Origin of the sequence: Actinomadura syzygii (genome assembly GCF_008085905.1) — a bacterium.
Taxonomy (GTDB): Bacteria; Actinomycetota; Actinomycetes; order Streptosporangiales; family Streptosporangiaceae; genus Spirillospora; species Spirillospora syzygii.
In genome coordinates, this window is sequence record NZ_VSFF01000006.1 from 474,820 (window position 1) to 490,899 (window position 16,080).

The window sequence follows — 16,080 nt, forward strand, 5'->3', positions numbered from 1 at the left end:
GGGACGGGCCGCCGGTGGCTCAGCCGTCAGTTCGCCGCCTCGTACTGTTCGATCACATGGGCCGGGATCCGGCCGCGCTCATTGACCTTGATGCCATTGTTCTTGGCCCAGGCGCGGATCTCGGCGCTGCGCTCGCGGGAGGACGCGCCGCGTTGCCGGCGGCGGCGCGTGGCCGTGCCCGCCTTCCGCGACTTCTCCACGAACGGCTTAAGAGAATCCCGCAGCTTCGTTGCGTTGGCGCCACTCAGGTCGATCTCGTAGGAGGCGCCGTCGATCGAGAACGCTACGGTCTCGTCCGCCTCGCCACCGTCGAGGTCGTCGACGAGAAGCACCTGAACCTTCTGTGCCATGGGGACAGACCCTTTCGGCTTGAGCAAACTGCATTCGGTTGCCAAAGATATACCGCAGAGTCGGTCGATGACAATTCCAACGTCCGGCCTAGTACCGGCACTCTGGACGAAGTTCCTTCCACGGTGACGGCCCGTAATCGGCTTCATCGTTTCCGGCATGTTCGGAGGGCGTGCGGAGGACACGACGCACGGCGCCTGAATTTCTCCACCGCACCGTGGGCCGCGGCGCGGATATCGGCGTGACCGGCGTCACGGGCGTACCACGCTGACCTGGGCGGGCACGCGCGCATTGACCGGCGTTTGCGGACGGCCTGGGCTTTCTCTGGGACGGGTCGCCGGGAAGTCAACGTATGACCGTCCGACGAAAAGGTCCGCGGGCGACCTTAACAGGGTGGAGGCCCCGGCACCGCGGACCGGGATTAACTCCAGGGCATCGGAACAAACCGCAGGCCGGGGACGGAATGCGCCCGGCCGCCCGTAACAAGCGGGGGCGCGCCGAGCGATCAACGCCGCCACCGGCGGATGTGGACGGATAACCGCCGGTCGGGCGATGCCGAAATCTCTTGCCGCCGCGAGGGCGACGGGAAGTCGGCGGAGCTCGGTCCTACCGGGAAGCCGCCGGTAGTCGACCATCCCGAAATCGGGAGATTGCGCCACAATCCCACCGCGCATCCCACTTCTTCGAGCCGGGCGGAGCGCAACGTGTGAACGGTACACGGTTCATCCGAGCCCGGCGACATGTGGCGCGAAAGGTAGCGGTCCAAGCGAGACCGCGTGCGGTCCGAACTGAGTCGCCCGCGCTATGCGGCGGGCCCGACGGACGCAACTGCAACGCCTATGAAGCGCGCCCCAAACCGGAGGGCCCGTCCGGGACGTGACAGATCCCTTGGCGATTCGGGGCCGTAACCGGAACGAGCTGGCATTCGGCCCGGCAACGCGCGGCGTCCGAAACAGAGCGGCGATCTAGGGCGAAAGCAGGGGCCCGCTCGGCATGCCCTCTCGGGTCCCGCGAACCGACCGGGGCGCGATGCCGGGATCGTTCTCCGGCGAGCCCGGCCGAGAGCGCCGGAGAGGATCTCAGAAGGCCGTTGAATCGCTCGGCGCGCTTTTTACCACGAGCGTCCCGCTGAGCCTGTCATGGACGGCCTGACGCCGCGTCCCCTCGTACAGCGCGCCCGCGTTCGCGACCCAGAAGACACCGGCGAGTAGGCCGAGAACGGGAATCGGGCGGGCCGCGATCGGCAGCGAATAGATCGCCGCGCGGAGAACGGCGCGGAGTACGTCCGGACGAGCTCCGTCGCCGATCGGCACGTTTACCGGGTTCCGCGCCGCCGACTCGCTATCGGACGCGGTATCGAACTCGGCGACGGGCTCCGCGGCCGCTTCCGTGACCGTCTCCGCGGACGCCGCCCCATCGCCTCCCGCGCGCGCTGCCACGTCCGCGCCTGCGGGCGTCTCCGTGGGCGTAGGACGGTCTCCCGGCACGCCTGCCTCGCCTCCAGGCGTCCTTCCGGACAGGGAAGGGCCCATTGGGGCGATGACGACTTCTATACCGGCGAGGCGCTTGCCGATCGTCCGCCCCCACAAGGCCAACTGGATCGCCTCGTAGAGGAGCATGCATCCCGCCACGACGGGCGGGGCGACGACCTCCACGGTGTGCTCGGACACCAGTTCGCGGACGACGATGATGACGGGCAGGCCGACGACGAGCGTGTCGATGACGCGCGCCAGGAGGCGCTGCCCCGGTTCGGCGAGGGGTGCCTCCATGCGGCCCTATTCCGTGTACTCGTCGTATTCGTCGTATCCGGCCCGCTCGTCTATGACGAGAGTGCCGGCGAAGCGGTCATGGAGGGACTGGTGCAGGGGCTGGTCCCAGATCGCCCACAGGTAGGCCATCAGCGCGCCCGCCCAGACCAGGAGCATCCCGTAGGCGGCGTAGTCCCACACCATCACCGCTACGACGAGGAAGAAGAAGACACCGAGCTGATAGCCCACGTGCACGATCCCAGCGCGCCAGACGGCCTGGGTGGTGGTGAGCGGCTGCCCCCCAGGGGACTGGACGATCCCGAGCCCCATCACCCGCTTCCCCAACGTCCGCCCAGACATGGACAACTGGACGGCCTCATAGAGGAACGGCAGCACCGACAGGACACAGAAGAGGGTGAAGATGATGGGCCAGTTCCACACACCCCCGTCGTCCTCGGTCTTGCTGCCTGGCTTGTCCAGTCCGAACGCACCGATCGTGACGGGGAGGATGAGGGCGAACCCGAAGACCGCGACGAGAGTGTTGTCGATGATCCGGGCACCCGCGCGCCGCAGGATCGGAGCGAGCGCCGGGCCGTCTCCGTAGGAGCCGCCCCCGTATTGGTCTTGGGGCGCACCGTACGACTCGTCGTACGAAGGCTGCTGTCCCCAATCCTGTTGCTGGGGCTGTTGCCATTGCTGCTGGGTCTGCGGAGGTTGCTGCCATTGCTGCTGAGGTGGCTGCTGGGGTTGCCGCTGTTGCTGAGGCTGTTGCCCTTGAGGACCTTGGTACGGAGGCGGGGGGCCATAGGACCCCTGCCCCTGCGGCGGCTGGTACGGCCCGCCACGGTCGCGGGAATCGCTCATCGGGTCAATCCTCCAGGCGAAGCAACATCCGGGTGTTGCCCAACGTATTGGGCTTGACCCGATCGAGGTCCAAGAACTCCGCAACGCCTTCGTCGTAGGAACGGAGAAGCTCTTCGTACACCTCTGGCGACACCGGGGTCCCCAGGAGTTTCTCGAAACCGTGGCGGGCGAAGAAGTCCACCTCGAAGGTAAGACAGAACAGCCTCCGCACGCCTAGTTCCCGTGCCGTCTCCAGAAGACGGGTGACGATTCGGTGGCCGATGCCGCGTCCGCCATAGCCGCCGTCGACGGCGACCGAGCGGACCTCGGCGAGGTCCTCCCACATGACGTGCAGGGCTCCGCAGCCGATCACCCGTCCCGGCGCGCCGCCCTGGACGTCCTCCGCCACCCAGAATTCCTGGACGTCCTCGTACAGCTTCACGGTGGACTTCTTCAGCATGCGCCGTCCCGACCCGGCGTACAGATCGACGAGCCTGCGTATCTCCTGGACATCGGCGGTACGGGCACGCCGGATCACGACCTCCACAATCAGGCGAGATTATCGAATGCGGGCACTTCACCGGTCCCCTGACCTGCGCGCCGTGTGTGCTCCGCGTGTGCTCCGTGCGCGCCCACCCGGTTCGCACACGCCGGACTCCGTCGCGAAACGGCGTCGCGACCTGCGATTTCGCGGGTTCTGGTTGGCATCCGAAGCGTGTTCCGTTAGTGTCCATCGCTGATGTCGGCCGTCCGCAGGACGAAGGCCGAACCGCCGAGTCCCCGGGACGCAACCAGCGCCCCGAGGAGCCGGGGACCCACTTTCGGAGTGTTCGGGGGAGCACCCTCGGCCCGTGAGGGGTGAATCCGCAAGCCGCGTGGTCCGATCCGCGCGTGCCCGCGGACGGGCTGCTCCGGCCCTAACCCGTCAGCTAACTCGGTAGGCGGACGAGGAGAGGAGATCTCAGTGGAGCCATCGCGCCCTGCTTCCTTTCAACGATCTGCGGGTTCCCGCCCCGTGACGCCTCCCGGCGCCGTGCCGCCGCAGTCCCGCCGCGCGGGCCGGTTCCGCGGCCGGGCGGCCGTGCTGGCCGGAGCGCTGGTCGCCCTCTCGGCGGCACCGCACGCGATCAGCCCGCACACGATCGCCGTCGCCCACGCCGACCCTGAGCCGTCCACGAAGGAGCTCCGGGCCAAAGCGCTCAAACTCGCCGACGACCTGGAGCAGCTCACCGAGCAGTACAACGGGCTCAAAGTAAAGCTGGCCCAGTCGCAGCGCGCCGCCAAGGTCGCCACGGAGAACGCGGAGCGGCAGGAGAAGTCGCTCCAGGGCATCCGCGAGAAGGTCGGCACGCTGGCCGCGACCAGCTACATGCAGGGCGGTTCCGACCCCGCCGTTTCGTTCGTCGCCTCCCAGGACCCGCAGGCCGTCCTCGACCAGGCCGCCACCCTGAACTACTTCGCCAAGCAGGACAGTACGAAAGTGCTGGGTCTGATGCAGGCGATGCAGGCCGCCCAGCGCGCGCGCAAGGCCGCCGAGGCACGCGCCCAGCAGGTGAAGCAACTGCGCACGGAACTCGACTCGCAGCGCAAGAAGGTCACCGACACCTACGAGAAGGTGCGCGGGAAGCTCGTCGACCGGGATCCGTCCCAGCTCGCCAGCCTTCCCGTCATCGGTACGGGGAAGGCCGCCCAGGCGCTGCGCTACGCGATGGGCAAGATAGGCCGCCCGTACGTGTGGGGCGCCGCGGGTCCGACGTCCTTCGACTGCTCCGGGCTGACGATGTGGGCCTACAAGCAGGTCGGCATCAACCTGCCGCACTACACCGGCAGCCAGTGGAACGCGGGCACCCGTGTGTCGCGCAGTGAACTGCAGCCGGGCGACCTCGTCTTCTTCTACGCCGACCTCCACCACATGGGGATCTATGTCGGGGGAGGCAAGATGCTGCACGCGCCGCACACCGGCGACGTCGTGAAAATAGCCTCGATGTCGGGACGCCCCTTCGCCGGCGGCGTCCGAGTGGCCTGATTCGTCTCGGGCTCTGAGGACACACGTCGCGAGTGCGTTTCCGCGTGGGCCGATGGACGTGCGCCCAAAGCATGCTTGAAGGGTTCGGCTTGCCTGTGGGGGAAGGCATGCCCACATGAGCGGGATGGGCACGCCGGTGAACTCCGCGGGCGGGCAATTGAACACCGTCCGCGGCGACGTCTCCTGCAGGGACCTACCTGTCAGGACGTCGACGCCGCCGCTGCGGGGTCGGACGGAATTCGTCTGTGCTCGCCGCCTTGGTTCCTGCCGACGCCCGCCGTCCCCAGGCGGGCGTCATGGGCCGCCGCTAGATGAGCTGCCTCCGGGCCGCCCACACAACGGCCTCGATAGGGGTGTTGACCTCCAGGCGGTCGCAGATCGTCCGCAACCGGCGCCGCAAGGTCCGTGCGCTCAATTCCAGCTTGCGTGCCGCCACATCGGCGGTGACACCGCTGGCGATCTGGGCGAGAAGCCGGATCTCCTCCTCGTTCAGCCCGAAATCGTCGGTGCCACGACGTGCGAGTGTGGCCTGTTCCACTCCGTCCTCCCTCGTCCGTGGTGATGACCGCGGGGATGCAGCCGTCCGCTGCACAGGCACGGGTTGGTCTCGATCTCTGTACGCGCGTTGGGTTGCCGGGTCCGGAGCCCTCCGGACTCAGATCATCGGGTTCCTTAGCTGTCTCACGCGCTTGGCCGGAGGTGGCCGCATGGCCGATTGCGGGGTCGTTCGGGGGAACTCCGGGTGACGATTCACTCGTTGGTCGTCTGAGGGAGACGGGATGAGATCGCCAGCCATCCGCACCCGTCCTTTCTCGTCGGACTCGCCTGATCTCGCCGCGGACGAAGATCATGAATCGTTTCAAGCTACGCTTCGGCTCGGAACGCTAGGCGGCCGGATCCGGCCCGTCAAGCGCTGGTTCAGTGCACTGTGTGCGCGAATCGTCACTATGCGTGGTCGCGTATTCGTCCGCACGCTATGCAAAACTCCACTACCTGGGAAAACACGCCCTGGACGGGACGAGGAGCGAGTTGCCGCAGACCAGTATTCGTGAAGTCGCGAGGCGAGCTGGGGTCTCAGTTGGGACCGTTTCGAATGTCCTAAACCGGCCAGACCTCGTGGCCGAAGCTACCCGTGACCGTGTTCGGGCCGCGATCGAGGAGCTCGGATTCGTCCGGAACGAGTCCGCCCGCCGGCTCCGGCGGCGCCCCGAACACACCGCGGGCGAGTTCGGCGACCAGCCGCGCCGCGCGTTCGGCGTCGTCGTCGAAGACCTCACCAACCCGTACGCGAGCGACGTCGCCCGGGGGGCCGAGGCCGCGTTGAACGCCGCGGGCCATGACGCCCTGTGGCTGTCGAGCGACCACTCCGCCGCCAAGGAACGGCGCTCGGTGACGCTGCTGGAGGAGCAGAACGCGGCGGGGGTGCTGATCATCCCCGTCGGGCTCGGCTCCCGCGACATCTCCCGGCTGCGCGCGGCCGGGATGACCGTGGTGCTGATCGACCGCGACGCCGCCGAGGTCTGCTCGGCCCAGGTCGACCACGTCGCGGGCGGTGAGATCGCGGCCGCGCACCTGCTCGGCATCGGCCGGGAGCGGATCGCGTTCGTGACGGGCGTGCCGGAGCCGCAGCCCTGCGTCGAACGCCGCGACGGCGCGGCCCGGACGATCGTCGAGGCAGGTTTCGGCAAGCCCGCGACATTGGTGCAGGACGCGCTCAGCCCCACCGAGGGACAGGCCGCCGCCCACGAGGTCCTGGCGATGTCGCCGCGGCCGGACGGCGTGTTCTGCGCCAACGACCTGCTCGCCATCGGGCTGATCAACGAGCTGATCAGGGTCGGCGCGCGGGTGCCCGAGGACATCGCGGTCATCGGCTACGACGACATCGAGCTGGCGGCGAGCGCCGCCGTCCCGCTCACCACGATCCGCCAGCCCCGGCGCGAGCTCGGCTGGGAGGCCGCCGAACTCGCCCTGGCCGAGTTGGGGGAAGGGAAGTCTCACCAACACCGACAGGTGGTTCTCAGACCCGATCTCGTCATCCGCGAAAGCGCCTGACCCGCCGGCACGACCCTGTTCCGCCCCACTGCACCCGCGGTGGCCCAGCTCCCCTTTCACGCTCCCCACGGCGCTCTGGACGCCGTTTCAACCCGCCGACGCACTTTCCACCCCGGCCGTCGCCGTAGCGGCTCCTGCGCCCGTTGTGGGCGGCGCAGGAGCCTCCGCGTTGTTGGCGGGCCATGCCGCATCGGCCGGGTTGCGGACATGCCAGAGCCCGCGGGCCGTGACGTGGGGCGCGTCGTCTGACCGCGTGCTTCGTGGGCGGTCCGTCGCTACTCGGGCTTGACCAGCGGGAACAGGATCGTCTCGCGGATTCCCTTGCCGGTGAACGCCATGATCATCCGGTCGATTCCGGCGCCCATTCCGCCCGTCGGCGGCATCGCGTATTCCAGGGCGCGCAGGAAGTCCTCGTCCAGTTGCATGGCCTCGAGGTCGCCGCCCGCGGCGAGCAGTGACTGCTCGGTGAGCCGGCGGCGCTGCTCGATCGGGTCGACGAGTTCCGAGTAGGCGGTGCCGAGTTCCGTCCCGAAGCCGATGAGGTCCCATTTCTCGGTGAGAAGGGGCTCTTCACGGTGCTGACGGGTCAGCGGCGACGTCTCGACCGGGTAATCCATGACGAACGTGGGCTGGACGAGGGTGTGCTCCACCAGTTCCTCGAAGAGTTCCTGGACGAGCTTGCCCTGACCCCACTTCGGGTCCCAGGAGATGTCGCGGGCGTCGGCGAGCTTACGGACGTCCTCGATCGGCGTGTGCGGGGTCACTTCTTCGCCGAGCGCCTCCGACACGGCCCCGTACAAAGTGATCCGCGGCCACCGCGCAAGGCCGAGGTCGATCTCGACACCGTCATGGACGACCACGGTCGTACCGAGAGCGGCCACGACCGCGTTCTGGTACATCCGCTGGGTGAGGTCGGCCATGTCGTTGTAGTCGAGATACGTCCCGTAGGCCTCCAGCATGGTGAACTCGGGGTTGTGCGTGGAGTCCGCACCCTCGTTCCTGAAGTTGCGGTTGATTTCGAAGACCTTCTCGATGCCGCCCACGACGAGCCGCTTCAAATACAACTCGATCGCGATGCGCAGGTAGAGGTCCATGTCGTAGGCGTTGATGTGCGTCTGGAAAGGACGCGCCGCCGCACCGCCGTGGATCGGCTGCAGCATCGGCGTCTCGACCTCTAGGTAACCCTCGTCGTGCCAGAAGTCCCGCACGGCGCGCACGGTCGCGCTACGCACCCGCGCCATTTTCCGGGCTTCGTCGTTCACGATGAGGTCGACGTAGCGCTGCCTGACCCTCGCCTCAGGGTCGGTAAGCCCGGCGTGCTTCTCCGGCAGCGGACGCAGGCACTTCGACGTGATCGCGAACCGGTCGGCCATGATGGACAGCTCGCCGCGGCGGGACGTGATGACCTCGCCTTCGACCCCGATGTGGTCGCCGAGGTCGACCTCCCGCTTCCAGAATTCGAGCTGCTCCTCCCCCACCTTGGCCAGGGAGAGCATGATCTGGATGTCGCCGGTGCCGTCCCGGACCGTGGCGAAGCACAGCTTGCCCGTGTTGCGGATCAGCATGACGCGGCCGGTGACGCCGACCTTCTCGCCCGTCTCAGAGCCCGGTTCCAGGTCCGGGTGTTTCGCGCGGACGTCGGCGATGGTCGCCGTCCGCGGAAAGGTCACCGGGTAGGGGTCGATCCCGCTCGCACGGAGCCGGTCGAGCTTCTCCCGGCGCACGCGCATCTGCTCCGGGAGCTCGTCGAAGGTCTCGTCACTCACGCCCCAAAGGCTATCCAGCCCGCCGAGCGCGCCGCGAACTCGTTCCCTGTGGCGTAGCGGGCTTACAGCCAGGTGCGGGGTCAGGGCGTGTTGCGCTCGTAGATCAGGCGGAGACCGATGAGGGTCAGCCAGGGCTCGAACTCGTCGATGCTGCGCGACTCTTCCAGGACGAGCGGCGCGAGGCCGCCAGTGGCGATCACCGTGACCTCGGCGGGGTCCGACGCCAGTTCCTCGGACATGCGCTCGACGATGCCGTCGACCTGTCCCGCGAACCCGAAAATTATCCCGGACTGCAACGCCTCGACGGTGTTCTTCGCGATCACGCTGCGCGGGCGGACCAGCTCGATTTTGTGAAGCTGGGCACCGCGCGACGACAGCGCGTCGATCGAGATCTCGATTCCGGGCGCGATCGCACCGCCCACGTACTCGCCCCTAGCGGAGACGGCATCGAACGTGGTCGCCGTACCGAAGTCGACCACGATCGCTGGGCCGCCATGGGTGTGGACGGCCGCGAGTGCGTTGACGATGCGGTCCGCGCCGACTTCCTTGGGGTTGTCCATGCGGACGGGCACCCCGGTCTTCACACCTGGTTCCACGATGACCGCGGAGACGTCGCCGTAGTAGCGGCGGCACATCTCGCGCATCTCATGCAGGACGGACGGGACGGTCGAGCACAGCGCGATGCCACTGATGTCGGTGTCGGCCAGCAGCGGACTCTGCTGGACGAGCCCCTGCAGGACCACTGCGATCTCGTCGGCGGTGCGCCGCGGATCGGTGTTGATCCTCCAGTGCTCGATCACCTCGTCCCCCTCGAACAGGCCGAGGACGGTGTTGGTGTTGCCGACGTCGATGGTGAGCAGCATCAGGTCCCCGCTGATCAGGTGAAGTCAAGGCCGATGTCGAACACGCGCGCCGAGTGCGTCAGCGCGCCGACTGCAAGGTAGTCCACCCCGGTCACGGCGACGTCTCGGGCCCGCTCCAGATTAAGCCCACCGCTGGCTTCCAGTTCCGCCCGCCCTGCGACCAATCGGACTGCCTCGACCATCTCGTCGTCGGTCATGTTGTCGAGCAGGATGCTCTTCGCACCCACCGCGACGGCCTCCTCCACCTGCGCCAGGGTGTCGCACTCCACCTGGATGTGCAGGGACGGGTACACCGCGCGAATGGCCTCGTATGCCTTGGTGACGCTTCCAGCCGCCGCGACATGGTTGTCCTTGATGAGCGCGGCGTCGTAGAGACCCATCCTGTGGTTGACCCCACCGCCGCACTGGACGGCGTACTTCTGCAGGACGCGGAGTCCGGGCAGCGTCTTGCGTGTGTCGCGAACCTTGGCTTTCGTGCCGGACATGGCGTCCATCCACTGCCGCGTCGCCGTCGCGATTCCGGACAGGTGAGTGAGCAGGTTCAGAGCCGTTCTCTCCGCGCGCAGGACTGCGCGGGTAGGGCCACTGACCGAAATGAGCACCTGCCCTGGGACGACCCGGTCTCCGTCTTGCACTTTCGTCTCGTAGGCGATGTCGAGCACGTCGAACACCACTGAAGCGACCGGGATACCGGCCACGACACCGTGCTCGCGGGCCCTGAGATCGCCTGCGGCGGTGTCGTCGGGCGCGAAGATCGGCATGCTGGTGACGTCGACCTCACCGTCCTCGGTGAGCGCGGCGCGGACGAGGTTATCCACATGTTGCGGATCGAGCCCGGCGTCGGCGAGCGTTTGCGAGAGTTCAGGTGTCATGAACGCTTTCCTTTCAGAGGTTCGTAGGCGGTGGTCAGGGCGTTCCCTGTCAGCCGCGTCACCAGATGCCCGCGCCACGCGCCGTCCGCGCGCTCGGGGAAGTCCTCCCGCCAGTGGCTGCCCCGGGTCTCCTCCCGCCGCCGCGCCGCCGCCACGATCGCGGACGCGACGGTGAACAGGTTGGTGACCTCCCACGCCTCGACCCCGGGCTCCGCCTGGCCGCGCTTCACCCCGTCCAGTTCCCTGGCCGCGGCCTCCAGCCCGTCCGCCCTGCGCAACACCCCGGCATAGGAGGTCATGATCCGCTGAATCTCCCCCCGCATCCCGGCATCGACCAGTCCATCAAGGGCCTCGCCCCCGCCAGCCAGTTCCCCTGCAGTCTCCCGAGCCCCACCCCCAAGCCGCACGCCCCGAGCCGCCACCTCCTGGGCAGGCGCCCGTTGGGCGGACACCTCGTGAGCAGGCAGTCCTTGGGCAGGCGCCCCTTGGGCAGGCGCCTCCTGGGCCAGCGTCTCCTGGACGAGCGCCTCTTGGGCGAGCGCCTCTTGGGCGAGCAGCTCCCCGGGGGACGAAGGCGGAGGCGGGGTTGGGGTGGGGGGTCGGGAGAGTTCATCTTGAAGGACGGTGGTGATGCGATTGGCGAAGACCAGGCCCTCCAGGAGGGAATTGGACGCCAGACGGTTCGCGCCGTGAACACCGGTGCAGGCGACCTCGCCGCAGGCGTAGAGGCCGGAAACCGACGTGCGGCCGTGTAGATCCGTGCGAACACCACCGCTCGCATGATGCGCGGCAGGAACGATGGGGATCGGCTCGCTGATGGGGTCGATGCCGTGATGGCGGCAGGCGGCCAGGATCGTCGGGAATCGGTTCTCCCACATCGCCGCACCCAGGTGGCGGCCGTCCAGGAGCATGTGGGACGCGCCGGTCTCGTGTATCCGGTTCATGATCCCTTTGGCGACGACGTCCCGTGGGGCGAGTTCGGCGAGCTCGTGACGTCCGAGCATGAAGCGCTCACCAGCGTGGTCGATCAGGTGGGCGCCCTCTCCCCGGACGGCCTCGGAGATCAGCGGCTGCTGCCCGGTCGCGCCCTCACCGAGCCACAGCACGGTCGGATGGAACTGGACGAACTCCAGATCGGCGACCTCGGCCCCGGCCCGCAGTGCGAGCGCGACACCGTCACCCGTGGAGACCTCGGGGTTGGTGGTCGCGGAGAACACCTGTCCGAGCCCGCCGGTCGCGAGCACGACGGCGCGGGCCCGGACGGCTCCGACGCCACCCGGCTGCCCTTCGCCCATGACATGCAGGGTGATTCCGGCTGCTCGTCCGGTGGCGTCCTTCAGCAGGTCGAGGACGAGCGCGTGCTCAATGACCTCGACATCAGAGTCTTTGAGGGCGGCAAGCAGGGCACGACTGACCTCGGCCCCAGTGGCATCCCCGCCCGCGTGGGCGATGCGACGCCGGTGGTGTCCACCCTCGCGGGTCAGCGCGATCTCGCCGTCTTTGGAACGGTCGAATGCCGTGCCGAGCTCGATGAGTCCGCGTACGGCGTCCGGCCCTTCGGTGACGAGTGCTCGGACGGCGTCCTCGTCACAGAGCCCGACTCCGGCGGTGAGGGTGTCGGCCAGGTGCTCATCTGGCGTGTCGTCGGGCGCAAGCGCCGCGGCGATCCCGCCCTGCGCCCAGCGCGTCGACCCCGCGTCGAGGAGAGCCTTGGTGACCAGCAGCACCCGCCCATGCGTCCGACAGCGCAACGCTGCCACCAGCCCAGCGATACCGGAACCGATGACCACCACGTCGGTATCGGTGGTCCAACCGGGCTCGGGGGCACTGAGAACGGAAGGGATCATGAACCCTCCTCGGGATCGGTTCTCGTCATTATGACCCTAACCCCGCCCAACTCCACCCCCCGCCCCCCAATTCCCGCATCAACCCCCATCCCACCCAGCAATCCCCCGCCCGCATCGCCCATGACCTCACCCCCACAACGCCCCCAACCACGCGCCCACAGCGGTGCACCACCCACGGCCGCGCGGCGACACCAGACGGCATACGGCAGCGCGAGCCCACCGGACGCAGGGCGGTCCCCAGACCACGCCAGCGGCACACGACGGCCCACGGCCACACAACGGCCCAAGACGGCGCCAGACCACTCCTGCAGGGCGCGGCGGGGCACGACCACACGCGGCAGGGCATGGCGGCGCACAGCCCTAACGGCGCACAGCGCTAACAACGTCGAATAACAAACAAGGCCCGCGCATGGTGTGGCCGTTCCAAGCGTACGAAATGGCCCTTCCGAGCCCTTAAATATGGCCAATCTCAGTATCGAGGGGTGGCCACGCCTACGCGGGCCGCGCTGCGCAGCACCGCTCTAGCACCAAACTTCACGAACGTCTTCAGTAACCTAGAACGAAGGCTTCCTATCGGCCGCCGCGCCGACCAGTTCGCGGAGCAGCGAGCATCCAAGGTCGGAAGGCTCTTCGCGGGCAGGGTGTAGTGCCGACCTTCCTGCAAGTTGCAAGTAGCGTCGATCAATTCCTCAATGGATGCGCCGGTCAGAAGGCAGTCCAAAGGCCACTTGTTCCCCGAGTGGGAGATGACCAGAACACGCTGACCGCCCAGGCAGCGGAGAGGTCACAAAGGAAGTCGCTGGTGGCTTGGATCACCTGGTGGTAGCTCTGGCCGCCCGGGTCGAGGGGGGGCGATGCGGTGCGCACGTTCGGCGGCCACGACACTGACCGGGGAGCCGTTCAGGTCCCCGTAGTCGCATTCACGCAGACGCGGATCTTCATAAATGGCAGTCGAAGCGTCAGGGAAGGCGATCTGAGCAGTCTCGAAAGAACCTCGTAAACGTCAGTCGCGAACCAGATCCCCTCGGGTGGTTCGCGTTCCGGGGACAGGTTCGGCCGGGTCGGAGCCCAACGAGATGATTCGGTTGTACCGATCGACGTGAACGACGGCAGGGACGAATTCACGAGCCTCGGCGTCCGCCATCTGAGCATAGCTAATGATGATCACCATATCCCCCGGCTGGACGAGGCGGGCGGCGGCCCCGTTAATGCCGATCACCCCAGTGCCGCGTTCACCGGCGATCAGATAGGTCTCCAGGCGAGCGCCATTGTCGATGTCGACCACCGACACCTGCTCCCCGGGCAGCAGGTCGGCGGCGTCCATGAGGTCCTGGTCGATGGTGAGGGAGCCGACGTAGTGAAGGTCCGCCTGGGTCACGGTGGCGCGGTGGATCTTCGACTTGAACATCGTCCGGAACATCAGTGCTCCTTGCCGAGATGGAGGGGAACGTTGTCGATGAGGTGGGTGGCGCCGACGCGGCCCGCGACGGCGAGGACAGCCGGGCCGTCGCCCGTGGACGCGGCGAAGGTCGAGGGATCGACGAGCACGAGGTAGTCCAGGTCGAGCGGGGGGTCGGCGGCCTTGGCCGGGTCGAGGACGGCGGTCGCCGCGGCGATCACCGCGTCCCGGCCTTCGGCGGCGGCGTCCGCACCCGCGTGCAGGGCACGGGAGAGGGCGAGGGCCGTGCGCCTCTCCTCAACGGACAAGTACCGGTTGCGGCTCGACAGGGCCAGCCCGTCCGGCTCCCGGACGGTCGGCCCGGCGGCGATCGTGACGGGCACGTTCAGGTCGGCGACCATCCGGCGGATCATCGCGAGCTGCTGCGCGTCCTTCTGGCCGAAGATCGCCACGTCCGGCCGGACGAGGTTGAGCAGCTTCAGGACGACCGTGAGCATCCCGTCGAAGTGTCCTGGACGGGCGGCGCCCTCCACGACCTCGCCCATCGGCCCCGACTTGATCGTGACCTGTGGCTCGTCCGGATACATGACGTCAGGGGACGGCGCGAAGACGAGATCGGCGCCCTCGGCGGCGCACATCTCGACGTCGGCGGGAAACGTGCGCGGATACCGGTCGAAGTCCTCACCGGGAGCGAACTGGAGCGGATTGACGAAAATGCTCACCGCCACGGCGTCCGCACTGTTCCGCGCCTGCCGGATCAGAGAACGATGCCCCTCGTGCAGGGCACCCATGGTCGGAACGAGCGCCAACGTTCCCGTGACCTGCGAACGAACATCCGCGAGTTCCTCCCGCGTCCGCGCGATAACCGGCGTCACGTCATTTCCTCCCACTCACAAACGCCTCCACCCACCACAACAACCAATCCGCCCAGCCGCAGCCCACGCGACTCGCTCACCGCCAGCGCACCACGGTCAGGTCGTCTATCACCCGGCGGCTGTGTCCACCGCCGCCCACTGGACGACCTGACGCTCGACCGTCCTGATGGCGAGGCCGCGAAGAAACCATTTCGCGAACCCACGGGTCGTCTGTCATCCGACGGCTTTGTGCACGGTCGCCCACTGGACGACCTGACGCTAGGCCGTCCTGATGGGCGAGTCCGCGAGGGAGCCATGTCGCGAGCCCGTCGGACGGGCACCGCAGAGGATCGGGTGGGCGCCGCAGAGATAGGAGGGGACACGGTCTCGTCCGGTCAGTCGGCCAGGGCTTCGAGGAGGCGTTCGGCGTCCTCGGGTTTGAGCATTCCGGCGGCGAGTGCGCGGTCGGCGGTGAGGCGGGCCAGGGCGATGTAGGCGCGGCGGCTCTCCGGTGACACCCGGGACAGTTCGGCGACGTGGTCGGAGACCGTTCCGGCGTCGCCGCGGGCGACCGGGCCGGTGAGGCCGTTGATGCCCAGGCGGAGCCCATTGTCGAGGGCGGCGCCGAGCAGCGGGCCGAGCATCCGGCCGGGCTCGGCGATGCCCGCGGCGTGCAGCAGGTCCATCGCCTCGACGACCAGAGTGACGAGGTGGTTCGCGCCTCCGGCGAGCGCCGCGTGGTAGAGCGGACGCCGCTCCTCGGTGATCCACACCGGTTCGCCGCCCATCTCGACGACGAGCGCCTCCGCGACCGGACGCAGCGGCTCCGGCGACGTGACGCCGAACGAGATGCCGGTGAGGCGGTTCACGTCGTCGGGACGTCCGGTGAACGTCATGACCGGGTGGAGGGCGAGCGGCAGGGCTCCGGCACGGGTGAGCGGGTCCAGGACGGCGGCCCCGTACCGTCCGCTGGTGTGCATGACCAGCTTGCCGGTGACCGGGACGCCCGCCGAGACGAGTCCGGACGCCAGTTCGGGCAGGTCGTCGTCCGGGACGGTCAGGAGCACAAGGTCGGCGGCCGTGACGACCTCGGGCGGCGGTGCGATCTCCGCGCCGGGGAGGCGTTCCTCGACACGGGAGCGGGACCGCTCCGACACGGCGGTCGCGGCGACGACGCGGTGCCCCGCGCGGGACAGCGCCGCGCCGAGCGCGGTGCCGACCCGGCCCGCGCCGACGACGCCGACCGCGAGGCGCGCGGGCCTGTCCTCGGGGGACTCCGGCCCGGGTCCCGGTGCGTCCCAGGGGGCGTCCGACCCGTTTCCGGGCGTGGCGGAGGACGGCGTGACAGGGTCCATCGGTTCGTTCCAGTCCTCAGGTAGGTACCGGACGTGCGCGCACCAGAGTACCCGCGGGCCCCGGCCACGCCGTCCGGTGGGTGGCGGCGGCCACCCCGCACCCTCCA

14 protein-coding genes, 1 pseudogene and 1 riboswitch are annotated in these 16,080 nt (G+C 68.4%); of the genes and pseudogenes, 2 read left to right on the top strand and 13 right to left on the bottom strand.

Annotated features, from left to right (window positions below; translation table 11 throughout):
• Positions 1-26 precede the first annotated feature (26 nt).
• The 4 genes from FXF65_RS17460 to FXF65_RS17475 all read right to left on the bottom strand — a co-directional run bounded on the left by FXF65_RS17460 (position 27) and on the right by FXF65_RS17475 (position 3,486).
• The gene (locus FXF65_RS17460) at positions 27-350 is read right to left on the bottom strand and encodes a histone-like nucleoid-structuring protein Lsr2 (protein WP_067902453.1); all 324 of its coding nucleotides are present in this window, start codon (positions 348-350) and stop codon (positions 27-29) included.
• 1,077 nt (positions 351-1,427) lie between these two features.
• Positions 1,428-2,117: an RDD family protein gene (locus FXF65_RS45315; RefSeq protein ID WP_246198834.1), complete on the bottom strand. Its 690-nt coding sequence runs from the start codon at positions 2,115-2,117 to the stop codon at positions 1,428-1,430.
• A gap of 6 nt (positions 2,118-2,123) precedes the next feature.
• Positions 2,124-2,960: an RDD family protein gene (locus FXF65_RS17470; RefSeq protein WP_148351016.1), complete on the bottom strand. Its 837-nt coding sequence runs from the start codon at positions 2,958-2,960 to the stop codon at positions 2,124-2,126.
• A gap of 4 nt (positions 2,961-2,964) precedes the next feature.
• Entirely contained in the window at positions 2,965-3,486 is a 522-nt protein-coding gene (locus FXF65_RS17475) for an amino-acid N-acetyltransferase (RefSeq protein WP_378234392.1), read from the bottom strand.
• Between the two features lie 213 nt (positions 3,487-3,699).
• A riboswitch (cyclic di-AMP (ydaO/yuaA leader) is annotated at positions 3,700-3,899 on the top strand.
• Positions 3,900-3,954: 55 nt separating this feature from the next.
• On the opposite strand from FXF65_RS17475, the gene FXF65_RS17480 reads away from it, so the two are divergent.
• On the top strand, positions 3,955-4,965 hold the full coding sequence (locus tag FXF65_RS17480; protein WP_246198836.1) for a C40 family peptidase: 1,011 nt from the start codon (positions 3,955-3,957) through the stop codon (positions 4,963-4,965).
• 307 nt (positions 4,966-5,272) lie between these two features.
• Here FXF65_RS17480 and FXF65_RS17485 read toward each other — a convergent pair whose 3' ends face one another.
• On the bottom strand, positions 5,273-5,503 hold the full coding sequence (locus FXF65_RS17485) for a transcriptional regulator (protein WP_148351018.1): 231 nt from the start codon (positions 5,501-5,503) through the stop codon (positions 5,273-5,275).
• A gap of 491 nt (positions 5,504-5,994) precedes the next feature.
• On the opposite strand from FXF65_RS17485, the gene FXF65_RS17490 reads away from it, so the two are divergent.
• Positions 5,995-7,017 carry a LacI family DNA-binding transcriptional regulator gene (locus tag FXF65_RS17490; protein WP_148351019.1) on the top strand — a complete coding sequence of 341 codons (1,023 nt, stop codon included), beginning with the start codon at positions 5,995-5,997 and terminating at the stop codon, positions 7,015-7,017.
• 275 nt (positions 7,018-7,292) lie between these two features.
• Here FXF65_RS17490 and lysX read toward each other — a convergent pair whose 3' ends face one another.
• The 8 genes and pseudogenes from lysX to FXF65_RS17530 all read right to left on the bottom strand — a co-directional run bounded on the left by lysX (position 7,293) and on the right by FXF65_RS17530 (position 15,973).
• Positions 7,293-8,783, bottom strand: coding sequence for a bifunctional lysylphosphatidylglycerol synthetase/lysine--tRNA ligase LysX (lysX, locus tag FXF65_RS17495; protein WP_148351020.1), 1,491 nt, complete (start codon positions 8,781-8,783; stop codon positions 7,293-7,295).
• Between the two features lie 80 nt (positions 8,784-8,863).
• Positions 8,864-9,646, bottom strand: a complete 783-nt coding sequence (locus tag FXF65_RS17500; RefSeq protein WP_067902430.1) for a type III pantothenate kinase — start codon at positions 9,644-9,646, stop codon at positions 8,864-8,866.
• A gap of 14 nt (positions 9,647-9,660) precedes the next feature.
• Positions 9,661-10,518 (bottom strand): carboxylating nicotinate-nucleotide diphosphorylase, encoded by an 858-nt coding sequence (gene nadC / locus FXF65_RS17505; RefSeq protein ID WP_148351021.1) that lies wholly within the window; start codon positions 10,516-10,518, stop codon positions 9,661-9,663.
• Complete coding sequence (locus FXF65_RS17510) at positions 10,515-12,365, bottom strand: L-aspartate oxidase (RefSeq protein ID WP_148351022.1); 1,851 nt, start codon at positions 12,363-12,365, stop codon at positions 10,515-10,517. The genes nadC and FXF65_RS17510 overlap by 4 nt, the downstream gene beginning before the upstream one ends.
• Before the next feature lie 784 nt (positions 12,366-13,149).
• Positions 13,150-13,341 (bottom strand): annotated as a pseudogene (locus FXF65_RS46240) (hypothetical protein); the annotation flags it as partial.
• 27 nt (positions 13,342-13,368) lie between these two features.
• A complete protein-coding gene (panD, locus tag FXF65_RS17520) occupies positions 13,369-13,785 on the bottom strand; it encodes an aspartate 1-decarboxylase (RefSeq protein ID WP_148351023.1) in 417 nt (138 codons plus the stop codon).
• Positions 13,785-14,639 (bottom strand): pantoate--beta-alanine ligase, encoded by an 855-nt coding sequence (panC, locus tag FXF65_RS17525; protein ID WP_148351024.1) that lies wholly within the window; start codon positions 14,637-14,639, stop codon positions 13,785-13,787. The genes panD and panC overlap by 1 nt, the downstream gene beginning before the upstream one ends.
• 374 nt (positions 14,640-15,013) lie before the next feature.
• Positions 15,014-15,973 carry a Rossmann-like and DUF2520 domain-containing protein gene (locus FXF65_RS17530; RefSeq protein WP_148351025.1) on the bottom strand — a complete coding sequence of 320 codons (960 nt, stop codon included), beginning with the start codon at positions 15,971-15,973 and terminating at the stop codon, positions 15,014-15,016.
• Between the last annotated feature and the right edge of the window lie 107 nt (positions 15,974-16,080).